General features: G+C 70.3%; 14 protein-coding genes. 6 read left to right on the plus strand and 8 right to left on the minus strand.

The features are described from left to right. Positions 1-46 precede the first annotated feature (46 nt). Entirely contained in the window at positions 47-1,243 is a 1,197-nt protein-coding gene (locus tag HTZ77_RS17475; protein ID WP_175590648.1) for a hypothetical protein, read from the minus strand. A 306-nt stretch (positions 1,244-1,549) separates the two neighbouring features. Between HTZ77_RS17475 and HTZ77_RS17480 the strand changes: the two genes are divergently transcribed. The 3 genes from HTZ77_RS17480 to HTZ77_RS17490 are packed head-to-tail and all read left to right on the plus strand — an operon-like array spanning position 1,550 to position 4,068. Continuing rightward, positions 1,550-2,218, plus strand: coding sequence for a HEAT repeat domain-containing protein (locus tag HTZ77_RS17480; protein WP_175590649.1), 669 nt, complete (start codon positions 1,550-1,552; stop codon positions 2,216-2,218). A gap of 6 nt (positions 2,219-2,224) precedes the next feature. Further along, the gene (locus HTZ77_RS17485) at positions 2,225-3,232 is read left to right on the plus strand and encodes a HEAT repeat domain-containing protein (protein WP_175590650.1); all 1,008 of its coding nucleotides are present in this window, start codon (positions 2,225-2,227) and stop codon (positions 3,230-3,232) included. Beyond that, positions 3,229-4,068 (plus strand): alpha/beta fold hydrolase, encoded by an 840-nt coding sequence (locus HTZ77_RS17490; protein WP_175590651.1) that lies wholly within the window; start codon positions 3,229-3,231, stop codon positions 4,066-4,068. The genes HTZ77_RS17485 and HTZ77_RS17490 overlap by 4 nt, the downstream gene beginning before the upstream one ends. Positions 4,069-4,126: 58 nt before the next feature. Here the strand turns inward: HTZ77_RS17490 and HTZ77_RS17495 are convergent, their stop codons facing one another. The 5 genes from HTZ77_RS17495 to HTZ77_RS17515 all read right to left on the minus strand — a co-directional run bounded on the left by HTZ77_RS17495 (position 4,127) and on the right by HTZ77_RS17515 (position 9,678). Then, positions 4,127-4,618 (minus strand): hypothetical protein, encoded by a 492-nt coding sequence (locus HTZ77_RS17495; RefSeq protein WP_175590652.1) that lies wholly within the window; start codon positions 4,616-4,618, stop codon positions 4,127-4,129. A gap of 265 nt (positions 4,619-4,883) precedes the next feature. Then, positions 4,884-5,120 carry a DUF6289 family protein gene (locus HTZ77_RS17500; protein WP_175590653.1) on the minus strand — a complete coding sequence of 79 codons (237 nt, stop codon included), beginning with the start codon at positions 5,118-5,120 and terminating at the stop codon, positions 4,884-4,886. 156 nt (positions 5,121-5,276) lie between these two features. Then, complete coding sequence (locus HTZ77_RS17505) at positions 5,277-6,323, minus strand: tyrosine-type recombinase/integrase (protein WP_175590654.1); 1,047 nt, start codon at positions 6,321-6,323, stop codon at positions 5,277-5,279. 105 nt (positions 6,324-6,428) lie between these two features. After that, the gene (locus HTZ77_RS17510) at positions 6,429-7,958 is read right to left on the minus strand and encodes a helix-turn-helix domain-containing protein (protein ID WP_175590655.1); all 1,530 of its coding nucleotides are present in this window, start codon (positions 7,956-7,958) and stop codon (positions 6,429-6,431) included. A gap of 16 nt (positions 7,959-7,974) precedes the next feature. Continuing rightward, positions 7,975-9,678, minus strand: coding sequence for an enoyl-CoA hydratase-related protein (locus HTZ77_RS17515; protein WP_175590656.1), 1,704 nt, complete (start codon positions 9,676-9,678; stop codon positions 7,975-7,977). Between the two features lie 413 nt (positions 9,679-10,091). Between HTZ77_RS17515 and HTZ77_RS17520 the strand changes: the two genes are divergently transcribed. Then, entirely contained in the window at positions 10,092-10,631 is a 540-nt protein-coding gene (locus HTZ77_RS17520) for an LOG family protein (protein WP_175590657.1), read from the plus strand. Positions 10,632-10,652: 21 nt separating this feature from the next. Here the strand turns inward: HTZ77_RS17520 and HTZ77_RS17525 are convergent, their stop codons facing one another. Continuing rightward, on the minus strand, positions 10,653-11,663 hold the full coding sequence (locus HTZ77_RS17525) for an aldo/keto reductase (protein WP_175590658.1): 1,011 nt from the start codon (positions 11,661-11,663) through the stop codon (positions 10,653-10,655). Continuing rightward, positions 11,660-12,106: a VOC family protein gene (locus tag HTZ77_RS17530; RefSeq protein WP_175590659.1), complete on the minus strand. Its 447-nt coding sequence runs from the start codon at positions 12,104-12,106 to the stop codon at positions 11,660-11,662. The genes HTZ77_RS17525 and HTZ77_RS17530 overlap by 4 nt, the downstream gene beginning before the upstream one ends. An 88-nt stretch (positions 12,107-12,194) precedes the next feature. Between HTZ77_RS17530 and HTZ77_RS17535 the strand changes: the two genes are divergently transcribed. Both HTZ77_RS17535 and HTZ77_RS17540 read left to right on the plus strand, forming a co-directional pair. Continuing rightward, positions 12,195-12,848, plus strand: coding sequence for a TetR/AcrR family transcriptional regulator (locus HTZ77_RS17535; protein ID WP_175590660.1), 654 nt, complete (start codon positions 12,195-12,197; stop codon positions 12,846-12,848). 13 nt (positions 12,849-12,861) lie between these two features. Then, positions 12,862-13,284, plus strand: coding sequence for an RNA-binding S4 domain-containing protein (locus HTZ77_RS17540; RefSeq protein ID WP_328808632.1), 423 nt, complete (start codon positions 12,862-12,864; stop codon positions 13,282-13,284). Positions 13,285-13,303 lie beyond the last annotated feature (19 nt).

The following is a 13,303-nucleotide window of genomic DNA, read 5'->3' on the forward strand; positions in this document are numbered from 1 at the left end:
CGGGTGCCCCCGGTGGCGGTGCGGCTCTTTCACGCGATCGGCCGGGCTAACGCCGCCTGAGGACGAACGCCTGCGCATCGTCTGTCGTTCCGTTGATGGTGCCCACCGACCACAGGTCAGACGTTCCCGGGATCGTCGTGGTGTTGACGCTGCTTTCAGCAGCGCCGCGGCGGTCCTCCCGCGTCCACTTCTCGCCGTCGTAGTGGAGGAAGACGATCTCATCGGCCGGGCCGACGCCGCTTGCCCACACATGGTTCTTGCCCGCGGCTGTGACGCTGGTCAGGGAGACGTTCCAGGCGGGCAGCTTCACGGACTTCCAAGCGGCGCCGTCCCAGTGCATGACGAGCGGGACAGGAGGGACATCACTTCTCTTGTCGATGCATTCGCCCGACTGGTAGTCCCGCTCTTGTTCGCTTGAGGAGATCTCTCCCACGGCCCACACGTCGTCGGGGTCGGTCTGCCAGACGCTCTTCAGCACCCCGCCGCGTACGTGGGGGACCTGCCCGTTCCAGTTCGTGTGCGCCGGGCCCCTGTGCCAGATCTCGGGGGTGACCCCCTCGCATTTCAAGTGGTCTGTGGCGCCGACGATCCACTCGTGACCGCTCTTGAAGGAGATTGCGTTCAGCCTGGCGCCGTCGTAGTAGTCCTGCATCGTGAACTTCCTGCCGTCCCAGCGGACGACGAAGGGGAGTTGGGGGCCGTCACCGAGCAGCACCGCACGGCCTTTGTCCACGGCGATGTCGCGGAAGAAGAAGTTCTCGGCGATTCCGAACGGCTTGAAGGTCCTCCAGCGGCCGCCGCTTCGTCGGGCGAGCTTGGAACCAGCGGAAATCCAGACGTCATCCTGCCCGTCCACGTCGAGCGCGCTGAGGTGTTCCAACCTATTCCACGGCAACGGAACGCGGGCCCAGGTCGAGCCGTCCCACCGCAGGAGAACGCCCCAGCCCAACTCGTCGTCCGCGCTGTCTTCGAACCCGATGGCCCACGCGTCACGCGGTCCAGGCGCCTTCACCTCGATCATCCCCGAGGCCGACGTGAGCTTCGGGACCTTGATGTCCTTCCACCGCCTGGACTGCTTGATCGGGTCACTCGGTGTTGGCGATGTGGTGGGCGGGGCAGAAGCGGTGGCCGCCGGAGAAACGGGAGGAGTGGGGGACCGCACGGCCCCGGGCGTCTCACCCGAACATGCCGCCGGCACGCCGAGGAAGGCAACCATCGCCGCCATTCGCCACATGATCGTCACACTCGGCCATTCTTCCCGCCCGCCTTGGTGTCGTCCGATTTCTCCAGAAATATTGCTGACCTTCGGCATCAGGCACCGTAGAGGTCCCTGGGCACGCCCCCGTGCGAGGAGGCGGCCATCAAGGGGCGGACAGGACACGGGATTCGAGCTGGAGGTGCGTGGAGGGCGCGGCGGCCGGCGGGGTGAGGTTGAGGATCCAGTTGCCCAACCGACGGATCAGGCGGGTGCCGGGCGACCTCGCGGCGTGGCCTCGCTTGACCTTGACACTGTGACAAGGTCTTCACTGATGCCAAGGAGGTGGTCCCCATGGCTATGCCGAAACAGGACACGGATCTGTTCCCAGCTTTGCAGGGACTGGAGGCCGACGACTCGTCAGTGCGGCTGCGGGCGGCGCTGGCGCTCGGCACGAGCCCTGACCCGCGGTTCATCGACAAGCTCATCGAACGCTGCGCGATCGAGCCCGAATTCTCTGTGCGTGACATGCTGACGTGGGCGCTCACGCGCCACCCGGCGTCAATGACGGTCCCGGCGCTTGTCGAAGAAGTTCGCTCGGAGCATGCGCAGGCACGAAGCCAGGCGTTGCACACGCTGTCCAAGATCGGGGATCGGCATGCGTGGCCGGCGATCACACGGGCGCTCCTGCGCGACGCCGACGATGAGGTGGCGCGGAGCGCTTGGCGGGCGGCGGTCGTGCTCGTGCCCGATGGTGAAGTGCCCGAGTTGGCCGCGGTGTTGTCGACGCAGCTCGGGCGCGGCGGGCGGGAGATGCGGCTGAGCCTCAGCAGGGCGCTGGTCGCGCTCGGTGAGGTGATCGTGCCAACGCTGCGCGCCGCGATGACGGATCCCGACCCACAGGTACGCGCGCACGCGATCGCCACGGAGAAGCTGTTGCGCGACCCGGATGCCGGGGTGGCGTTCGCGATCGAGGAGGCCAAGCGTGTGGTGGCCCTCGGCGGCGCCGGCGAGGGCGAGTGACGGGCCGTGTTGATCGGTGATGTGGCACGGCGGTCCGGGGTCAGCGCCCGCATGCTCCGGCATTACGACTCGCTCGGCCTGGTGCGGCCGACGGGTCGCAGCGATGGCGGCTATCGCGAGTACTCCAGCGAGGACATCCGGCGGATCTTTCATATCGAGAGCCTGCGGTCGTTGGGGCTGTCGCTACGGGAAGTCGGGCGCGCACTGGATGATCCTGACTTCAGGCCCGCGGAGCTCGTCGACGACCTCATCCGCCAGACGCGAGAACGCATCGCGGCTGAGACACGGCTGCTCACGCGACTGCACCGGATCGGCGCTGCCGAACCCACGAGTTGGCAGGACGTCCTCCAGGCCGTCGCGCTCCTGCAAGCGCTGGGGTCGAAGAGCGCCGGTAGGCGCCAACGCGCGGCCCTGTCCTCTGTCGAAGAGGGCCCGGTGCCGGTGGAAGCGCTGGTCGAGGCAGTGCTGAGCGAGACGGACCCGAACGTCGCCGGAGCCCTTCGATGGGCGCTGGCGCAATCGGGCGACGACGGATTGGCGCTGCTTGCGGAAGGGCTCGGCTCACCGGTGGCCGAGGTGCGCAAACGTGCCGTCCAGTCCATCGCCGAGATCTCGGACGGTACGGCGACCGCGCTGCTGCAGGAGGCCCTCACCAGCCCCGACATCGTGGTCCGCAGGTACGCGGCTCTGGCACTGGGGGCCCGTGGCGGAGCCGAAGCCGTTCCGACGCTCATCGACATGGTTGTCGAGGGGACGAATGACGTCGATGCGGCCGATGCCCTGAGCGCGCTGGCGAGTCGTCCCGCCTCGGCGGATCGGATCGCTTCCATGCTCGTCGATCGCCTCGACCATGACACCGTCGAATCGTCGGCACGCCGACGGCTGACACAGGCGCTCGCGGACATCCCTGGAACCACAGCGTCACGAGCTCTCGCGGATCTGTCACATGACGAAGACCGTGCCGTTGCGCTTACCGCGGCATACATCCTCGGGATACGCGAGCAGGCGTCATGACCATGATCTACAAGTCAGAAGCCGGTGGACGCGAGCTCCTCGAGCACTACCGGCAGGCGCTGGAGGCATGGCCGGTTCCCGCCGAGCGGCTACGGGTGCCGACCCGTCAGGGCGAGACCTTCGTCCTCGCCTCCGGCCCGCACGACGCGCCGCCCCTGGTGCTGCTGCACGGTTCGGGCGCGAACGCGTCGATGTGGCGAGAAGATGTCGCCACCTGGTCTCAGAACTTCCGCACCTACGCCGTCGACCTCGTCGGCGAGCCGGGTCTGAGCGCGCCCTCGCGCCCCGCCCTGGACTCCGACGCCGTGGCACTCTGGCTGGACGACGTGCTGGAAGGGCTCAGGATCATCGAGGCCGCGTTCGTCGGCACGTCCCTCGGCGGCTGGACGGCCCTGGACTACGCCATCCGCCGTCCAGAACGGGTGACCCGCCTGGCGTTGATGTGCCCAGGCGGCGTGGGACGGCAGAAGGTCGGCTGGATGTTCAAGGCCCTGCTGACCCGCCTGTTTCAGCGCGGCGGACTGCGTGAGTCGGCGATGGAGGTCGCAGGACTGGACGGGGACAGGGACCGCCAGGCGCTCGACGCCGTCGTCCTGACGTTCACACACTTCAACCCGCGCAGAGAGAGGCTCCCGGTGTTCCCCGACGTGGCGTTGCGCGCTCTCACCATGCACGTCCTCGTCATCGTCGGCGGCCGTGACGTGATGTTCGACTCCCACCAGACCGCGCGGCGCGTGCGTGAGTGCATCCCGCACGCGACCGTGCATCTGCTGCCCGAGGTGGGTCACGCTGTCTTCGGCCAGGCCGAGCCGATCGCCGCGTTCCTCCGGGCCTGAGGGTCGCCCGAGGGGATCTCCCCCTCGGGCTCCGGGGTTGACTGGTAGAAGTCGTTGATCAAGTGGTCTGTGTCCGAGCCAGTATGGCCTCCGGCAGCGTCACCATCCGGGTGATCCGGTCGGTGTCGGGTCGACCTCCGCCATCACCGGCATGACGCAGCGCACCCACCGCCGCCGGGGCGGCCCGCGCGCTCTTCGATGATGACGACCCCGCCTCCTCCTCGTCCAGGTCGTCGACGTCGTCGTCGAAGGCCGGGTGCCTGTCCTCGCTCATCCCCACATCCTTCGGAAAGATCGGGGGCTGCCCGGCACGACCACCTGTCCGATCCCCATCACTTGCCTTGGCCATCTCCGTGCCCGACTGCCGCTTGGGCGCCTGCCGCAGCCGCTCCAACTCCGAGATCCGCGCCCCCTCGGGAACCACCAGCAGCCCCGACCACGCCTGCGGCAACCCCGCATCGGCGCGCTCCACCTGACGCGCCACCGTCGCATACAGACGCTCATCCGCCCGCGCCCGCACCGAGCCGACCAGCCGCTCCAGCCCCGTCACCCCGGCAGCAGCATCCGATGCCGGCGTAGCCACGCCACCGACTGATCGAACAACGCCGTCGGTCCTTCCGCATGCGTCCACGCCCGCCCATACAAGAACGTCAAGAACCGCTTCGACAGCGCCCGGCTCTCCCAGGACTCCCGACCACCGAAACCGTCCCTAGCAGCGCGACCCCCAGAAGTCTGACGACCGATGATCAAGCCTGCGGCCCGGTGAGGGGCCGGCAGGGCGGGCCGGGGCCGTGCCCTGCCGGGTGCGGGGTGCGTCAGTTGCAGGGGCTGCTGGACCAGACGATGTAGCCGGACAGCCGGCCCCAGCTGGAGACCTCGCCGTCGCAGAACTGCGTCTTGACGCCGACGAGGTTGGTGCGGGCGGCGTCGGAGTAGTACTGGGTGTTGCACATGTAGCCGGCCGGGCAGGCGGGGGCGGCCTGCGCGCCGGCCGGTACGGTGGCCAGCGCGGCGGTGGTCAGGGCCGCGGCGACCAGGACGCGACGGATCATGGATGGTCCTTCCTCGAGCGGGGAACAGCACGAAGATCACGTTGATCGACATGATCCGTCCCGCGGGAACGGAACGCAAGAGCGGCTCATCTTCGGCCGCGCCCCAACCACCCCAACCGCCCCGGCGGCCCGGCGGAGGCCACCGGCGCGGCGGGGTCAGCCGCCGCGCTTGGGTTCGCGCAGCAGCGGGTGGATGCGCATCGCCACCTCCAGCTCCCCCGGCAGCTCGTCGCGGTAGCGGCCGAGGGTGGACAGGTCGCTGTGGCCGAGGACCCGGCGCACGGCGTCCATGTCGACGGCGTCGGCCAGCAGATGGGTGGCCGTGGTGTGCCGTAAACCGTGAGGGGTCACCGAGCGGCGCTGGGCCGGCTCGACGCGCGCCTGCACCCGGTCGATCACTCCCTGGACGGCGCCGCGGGCCAGGCGCCGGCCGCGCCAGGACAGCAGCAGCGCCTTGCCGTCGGGGCCGCCGGCGGCCCGGTCGGCGACCAGGGGGCGGCCGCGGTCGAGGTAGGCGTCCAGGGCTTCGGCCACGGCCTGGGGCAGCGGGACGTCGCGGGTGCGGCCGCCCTTGCCGAAGATGCGCCAGTAGCGGACACCGTCGTTGGTGTAGAAGTCCTCGACGTTGGCGCGCACGAGCTCCGAGACGCGCGGGCCCATGGTGGACAGCAGCAGCACGATGAGCGCGTCGCGCGATTCCATGCGCTGGTCGCGGCGGCCCTGCTGAGGGGCCTCCTCCAGGGTGCGGGCGGCCCCGATGAGGCCCTGGGCCTGCTCGCGGGTCAGGGCGCGCCGTTCGGGGCGCAGGCCGCCGCGCTGGCGGGCGGTGACGGTGGAGACGGTCATCGGGTCGAGCTGGACCCAGCCGGCCAGCAGGGCGTGCTTGAACAGGGCCGAGACCGAGCGGCGGAAGCGGGCCTGGGAGGAGGGCGACTGGCCCGGCGTGGTGCCGTCGGCGGCGTGGGTGCGCCGCCCGTCGGGTTTGCGGGCGAAGGCCAGCAGAATGGCGTCGATGTCCTGGCCGGTCAGGTCGTCGAGCACGCGCTCGCCTCCGGCCAGGTCAACGAGCGTCGCCACGTCGCGGGCGTAGACCTCGGCGGTGGCGGGGGACAGGGCCCCCGTCAGCGTCCGTGCCCGCACCAGTTCCACGTAGCGGTCCGCCGCCTCGGCCACCGTGACCCGTTCGAGCTGCGCAGGCCGCACCGTCCCCCTCCTCGTCTCGTGTGGCCGGTCCGTACGACCGGCGAGGTCGTACGGCCGAACTCAAGATCCACGAGGGAGACGGTAGCGGCCGCCACCGACAGAAACTCAGATGTCGCGGAAGGTCTCGATGCGCGCGCCGAGCGCGTTGAGCCGTTCGGCGAGGTCCTCGTAGCCGCGGTTGATCACATACACGTTGCGCAGGACCGAGGTGCCCTCGGCGGCCATCATGGCCAGCAGGACGACCACGGCGGGCCGCAGCGCGGGCGGGCACATCATCTCGGCGCTGCGCCAGCGGGTGGGGCCCTCGACGAGCACGCGGTGCGGGTCGAGGAGTTTGACCGAGGCGCCCAGGCGGGTCAGTTCGGTCAGGTAGATGGCGCGGTTGTCGTAGACCCAGTCGTGGATGAGGGTGGAGCCCTGGGCGGTGGCGGCGATGGCGGCGAAGAACGGGACGTTGTCGATGTTGAGGCCGGGGAACGGCATCGGGTGGATCTTGTCGATGGGGGAGACGAGCTTGGAGGGACGCACGGTCAGGTCGACCAGGCGGGTGCGGCCGTTGGCGGCGGCGTATTCGGCGCCGCGGTCGTGGTCGAGGCCCATCTCCTCCAGCACCGCGAGCTCGATCTCCAGGAACTCGACGGGGACGCGGCAGATCGTCAGCTCCGAGGAGGTGACGACGGCGGCGGCCAGCAGGCTCATCGCCTCGACGGGGTCCTCGGAGGGGGAGTAGTCGACGTCGCGTTCGATGGTGGCCAGGCCGTGGACGGTCAGCGTGGTGGTGCCGATGCCGTCCACCCGCACGCCGAGCTGCTCCAGGAAGAAGCACAGGTCCTGGACCATGTAGTTGGAGGAGGCGTTGCGGATGACGGTGACGCCGTCGTGGCGGGCGGCGGCCAGCAGCGCGTTCTCGGTGACGGTGTCGCCGCGTTCGGTGAGCACGATGGGGCGGTTCGGGGCGGCGCCGCGGTCGACGCGGGCGTGGTAGAAGCCGCCGGTCGCGGTGATGTCCAGGCCGAAGTGCTTGAGGGCGGACATGTGCGGCTGGACGGTGCGGGTGCCGAGGTCGCAGCCGCCGGCGTAGGGGATGTTGAACTGGTCGGTGCGGTGCATGAGAGGGCCGAGGAACATGATGACGCTGCGGGTGCGGCGCGCCGCCTCGGTGTCCATGGCCTCCAGTTCGAGGCGGGCCGGAGGGACGATCTCCAGGTCGTTGCCCTCGTTGATCCACCGGGCGCGTACGCCGATGGAGGCCAGGACCTCCAGGATGCGGTAGACCTCCTCGATGCGGGCGACCTTGCGCAGGATGGTGCGGCCGGAGTTGAGCAGGGAGGCGCACAGCAGGGCCACGCACGCGTTCTTGGAGGTCTTGACGTCGATGCTGCCCGACAGGCGGCGCCCGCCGACCACGCGCAGGTGCATGGGGCCGGCGTAGCCGAGTGAGACGATCTCGCTGTCGAGGGCTTCGCCGATGCGGGCGATCATCTCAAGGCTGATGTTCTGGTTGCCGCGCTCGATGCGGTTGACGGCGCTCTGGCTGGTGGCCAGGGCGTCGGCCAGTTGAAGCTGGGTCCAACCACGGTGCTGGCGCGCGTCCCGAATCAACCGGCCGATCCGCACAAGGTAGTCATCTGTCACAAGAGCCGAGAATATCTCACATATGAGATCGGGCCACGCCTGCCCCTGCCGACGCGCCGGACAACTCCCGATGCGCCGCCAGATGGGCCGGCGTGACCTCGGGCTTACGCTTGCCGACGAACGCGGCCCGGGCCGCGGCGAAGCCGTGCCGGTCGTCGAACATGTCGCGGCTCATCTCGGCCAGCTCCTCCACCCGGTAGGCCTCCAGCGGCTTGCGCCGCTCGTCCTCCTCACGCTGCGCGCGCCGCGCGGCCAGCAGCCGCCCGTACCCGGCGTCGTGGGCCAGGCGCTCGGCGTAGTCGAGCACCGCCCGCTCGAACTCCAGCCGCGACCCGGGCAGCACCTCGTCGGCCAGGCCCAGCGCGGCGGCCTCGGCCGCCCCCACGGGCAGGGCGTCCTGGGTCAGCCGGTGCGCGGCGTCGGCGCCGACCCGCCGGGGCAGCGTGTAGGTCCACAGCTCCGAGCCGAACAGCCCCATGGTGCGGTAATGGGGGTTGAGCACCACGGACTGGCGCACCAGCACCCGGTCGGCGCCCAGGCCCATCATGACGCCGCCGGCGCCGGCGTTGCCGCCGATCGAGGTGACCACGAGCTGCCCGGTACAGGAGACGATCTCCCGGCACACCTGGTTGATGGCGTTGATGTTGACCCACGCCTCCATCTGGGGGTGGCGGGCCGAGTCGATGACGTTGAGGTGGATGCCGTTGGAGAAGACCTCGCCGCCGCGCACCACCAGCACGCGGGTGTCCTGCGCGACGGCGTAGCGCAGGGCCGAGGCCAGGCGGCGGCACTGCTCGCCGGACATGGCGCCGTTGTAGAAGTCGAAGCTGACCACGCCGACGCTGTCACTGCGGTCGTAGGTGATCTCGCTGTAGCCGGTGCGCTCCTCGGCCAGCGCGGCCTGCTCGCCGAGCACGGTGACGGCGGGCAGCTTGACGGCGCCGGGCTCGTCACGGCGCAGGTGTCCCACCCAGACCGACCCGTCGCCGGTGTGGACGAGCAGGGCGCCCTCGCGCCGGCCGGCCACGGTGCCGGGCCGGCCGGACAGGGCGGGCCCCCGGTAGACGTCGAAGACCCGCACCGAGGTGCCGGCCAGCAGGGCGCGGCCGCCGGGCGCGCCGTCGGCGGCCCGTACGCGGCGCAGCACCGCGTCGGTGGGCTCCTCCCAGGAGAACTCGCGGTCGGCGTGGCGCATGGCCGGGCGCAGCCGCCCCACGACCTCCGGGCGCCGGTAGTCCAGCGGGGCCGGGGTGAAGGAGGGATCGGCGGCCTTGGCGGCCACCTCGGCCACCAGCTCGACGGCGGCGTCGGCGACCGGCCCGTTGTAGAGGGCGGACTTGCGCGGGGGTTCGGCCGGCATGGGGAAGGTGCGGTAGCCCCAGATGGGGCCGGCGTCCATCTCCTCCACGGCCTGCAGCGCCGTGACACCCCAGGTGGGTTCGCCGTCGAGGATGGCCCAGTCGAGCGAGGACGGGCCGCGGTCGCCGGGCGGGCCGGGGTGGATGATGACCGTGCGCTGAGTCTGCCACAGCCGCGTGGGCACCTTCTCCTTCAGGAACGGGCAGATGACCAGGTCGGGTTTGGCCAGCTGGGCGGCCTCCAGCATCACCTGCTCCGACAGGGCCAGCTCGACGGTGACGTCGTGGCCGGCCCGGCGCAGCTCCAGCCAGGCGCGCTGGGTCAGGCCGTTGAACGAGGAGCAGAGCAGCAGGATACGCAACGGGGGACTTCCTTCGGATCTTCGTCGCAAGCTAGGGGGAGGGGCCGGCCGGGGGCGGGCCCGCGGTGAGGCAGGGGAGCGGCGGCGGTCTCAGCGGGGCCGGCGGGAGACGCCGTCCCATCGGCCCCGCGCGTTTAAGACAGCCACATATGTCCCGTACATGCATTGATGCTTACATGCCGGGGCAAGTACTGCTGACATAACCCCGCAAAAAGCCGCCCTGTGCCGCACCAATCGTCCACGAATGCCGGAATTTTCGGAGGGGGTGCAGCCACGGCGCAGCCATCCCCACCCCCACACGACCCACCAGCCCCGCGTCCGAAACCCCCCACGATCCGTACCCCACCCGCCTCCAACGCGTCACCACACCCCACCCGCACCCGCCCCCCGGCCACCCCCCGTAGGTTGACCCCATGAACATCTGCGTCTTCCTGTCAGCCGCCGACCTCGCCGACACCTACACCCGCCCCGCCCGCACCCTCGCCGAACTCATCGGCAAAGGCGGCCACACCCTCGTATGGGGCGGCTCCGACGTCGGCCTCATGAAAGTCGTCGCCGACGGCGTCCACGAAAACGGCGGCCGCCTCATGGGCGTGTCCGTGCACTTCCTCGTCGACAAGGTCAGGACCGGCGTCGACGACATGGTCATCGCCCGCGACCTCGCCGAACGCAAACGCCTCCTGCTCGACAAGGCCGACGCCGTCCTCATCATGGTCGGCGGCACCGGAACCCTCGACGAAGCCACCGACATCCTCGAACTCAAGAAGCACGGCCACACCGACAAACCCGTCGTCCTGCTCAACACCGCCGGCTTCTACGACGGCCTCAAGCAGCAGTTCCAGCGCATGGAGGACGAAGGCTTCCTGCCCCGCCCCCTGTCCGAACTCATCTACTTCGCCGAGGAACCCGCCGAGGCCATGACCTACCTGCAGCAGCACCTCACCGACCGCTGACCCCCACCCACCGCCCGAGCCTCAACGCCCGGCGACGAGAGCCGAGCCGAACACCCACGAAGACGTCTGAGCGATGAAGTCCGCCGGGAACCCCAGCACGAACCCCGTGGCCTCCTCCAAACGCGCGACACTCGCCGCCGGCAGAACCACATCGACGGCCGCCAGATCGTCACCAAGCTGCTCCACGCTGCGCGCCCCCACGATCGGATGGATCACCTCGGAGCGGCCCGCCGCCCAGGCGATGGCCACCTGCGCAGGCGTCACCCCCAGCTCCCCGGCGACCTCCCACACCACCCGCGCCATCGCATGCTCACGCGCCGACAACGACCCGCCATCCAACCGGCCACCCGCCACGCGACCACCGGGACGGCTGTACTTACCGGACAGCACACCGCCGCCCAACGGACCCCACGCCGCCACCCCCAACCCCAGCGACTCGGCCATCGGCAGCAACTCACGCTCGACGTCCCGCTGAAGCAGGCTGTACGGCACCTGAAGACCCACGAACGGGCTCCACCCATGCCACTGCGCCAGCGTGTTGGCCCGCGACACCACCCACGCGGGACAGTCGGAGATCCCCACGTACAGCACCTTCCCGGCCCGCACCGCGTCGTCCAACGCCCGCATCGTCTCCTCGACGGGAGTGTCGCGATCCCACAGATGCACCCAATAGACGTCCACGTAGTCCGTACGCAGCCGCCGCAGACTCAACTCCAAAGACGCCCGCAGATTCTTGCGATGGTTACCCGCCGCGTTCGGATCGGCCCGATCACGCGACACGGTGTACTTCGTGCCCAGCACGAACGACTCACGCCGCCCCTCCAGCACCCGCCCGACAATCTCCTCGCTGGCCCCGTCACGGTAATTGACCGCCGTGTCGATCATGTTGCCGCCCGCCTCGGCATACACATCCAGCATCCGCCGGCACTCCGGCAACGGCGCACCCACACCGCCCTGCTCACCGAAGGTCATGGCCCCCAGGATCAGCTCCGACACCCGCAGCCCGCTCGCCCCCAGCGTCCGGTACCTCACGCCGTCACCGACCCGCCGAACAGCTCCCCGGCCCGCGCGACGACCTCCTCGTGCGGCACGTCCCGGACGCGCTCGTCCAGCGCCCAGCGATGCCCGAACGGATCGAGCACCTGACCGGTCCGCTCGCCCCAGAACGCGTCGTGCACCGGCTCGAAGACCACGGCCCCCGCCTCCACCGCCCGATCCCAGGCGGCATCGACATCCGGGACCGGCACATGCAGCGCCGCGCAGGTGCCGCCCAGCGCGACCGGAGCCCGCATGCCCCGCTCGGGCATCTCCCCGGCCACCGCGAGAAGAGTGTCGCCGAGCAGCAGATCGACGGTCAGCGTACGGCCGCCCGGCAACGTGATGCGCTTGGTCTCCCGCGCCCCCAGCGCCTCGGCGTACCAGGCGGCGGCCTCGGCGGGATCGGTGACGACCAGATGGATCGCGATATGCGTCATGACCACGACCATACGACCTGTATGGACAACAAGTCCATACGAATTGTCTGTACGAAACGTCCATACACGCCGTCATACACTCGACCCCATGGCCCCGAAGCGCACCACCCCGCCCGCCCGCCGATCCAGCACCACACCAGCCCCCGCAGAGCTGCGCGAACGCATCCTGACGGCCACCCGCGACCTGCTACGGGACCACCGCTTCGACACCCTCAGCGTGGCCGACATCCTCACCGCCGCCGACGTCTCCCGCGCCAGCTTCTACTTCTACTTCGCCGGCAAGCAGGCCGTCCTCGGCGAACTCGTCCGCGACGCCGTCACACAGGGACAACAGGCGGCCGAACCCTGGATCGACCGCCGGCAGGACCCGGCCGACGCACTGCGGGCCGGCGTGAGCGACGGCGCCCGCCTGTGGCGCGCCAACGCCGGCGTCCTCAGGGCGATCGCGGAGAGCTGGGGCTCCGACGACGGCCTGCGCACCCTGTGGCTCGAACAGATGGACCTGTTCACCGAGGCCGCCGCGGCCCGCATCCGATCCGACCCACAAGCCCTGCGACACCTCGGCGGCGCGGACGTCCGCGCCGTGGCTGCCTCACTGACCTGGATGGGGGAGCGGCTCTACTACCTCGCCGCCTCCGGGGTGCCGCCCTTCGACGACGAGCAGGTCCTCATCGACGTCCTCACCCACGCGTGGACCTCGACGCTCTACGGCCACCGCCCGCAGCCCGGCAGCCACCCCTGAGTACAGTGTCGGAGTGACGGGGGAGCAGGCGGAGCGAGCGAGCGCGCGGGTGGACAGCTGGATCTGGGCGGTGCGGCTGACCAGGACCCGTTCGATCGCGGCCGACGCCTGCCGGGGCGGGCACGTCCGCGTCAACGGGGTGCGGGTCAAGCCCGCGCACGTCGTCCGGGCCGGTGACGAGGTCCGGCTGCGGCACGACGGGCGCGAACGCATCGTGGTCGTCTCCCGGATCATCACCAAGCGCGTCGGCGCCGCCGTGGCCGCCGAGTGCTACGTCGACAAGAGCCCTCCGCCTCCTGCGCGGGAGGAGGTCGTCACGGTGGCGGTGCGGGCTCGTGGCGCGGGCCGGCCGACCAAGCGCGAGCGCCGCGACCTCGACAGGCTGCTCGGACGTCCGGCGGCCGAGGAGCGGAGCCGCCGGGCCCGCCCGGAGTGAACCTCTTTCATACCGAACA

The organism is Nonomuraea montanisoli (assembly GCF_013363975.1).
Classification (GTDB): Bacteria; Actinomycetota; Actinomycetes; order Streptosporangiales; family Streptosporangiaceae; genus Nonomuraea; species Nonomuraea montanisoli.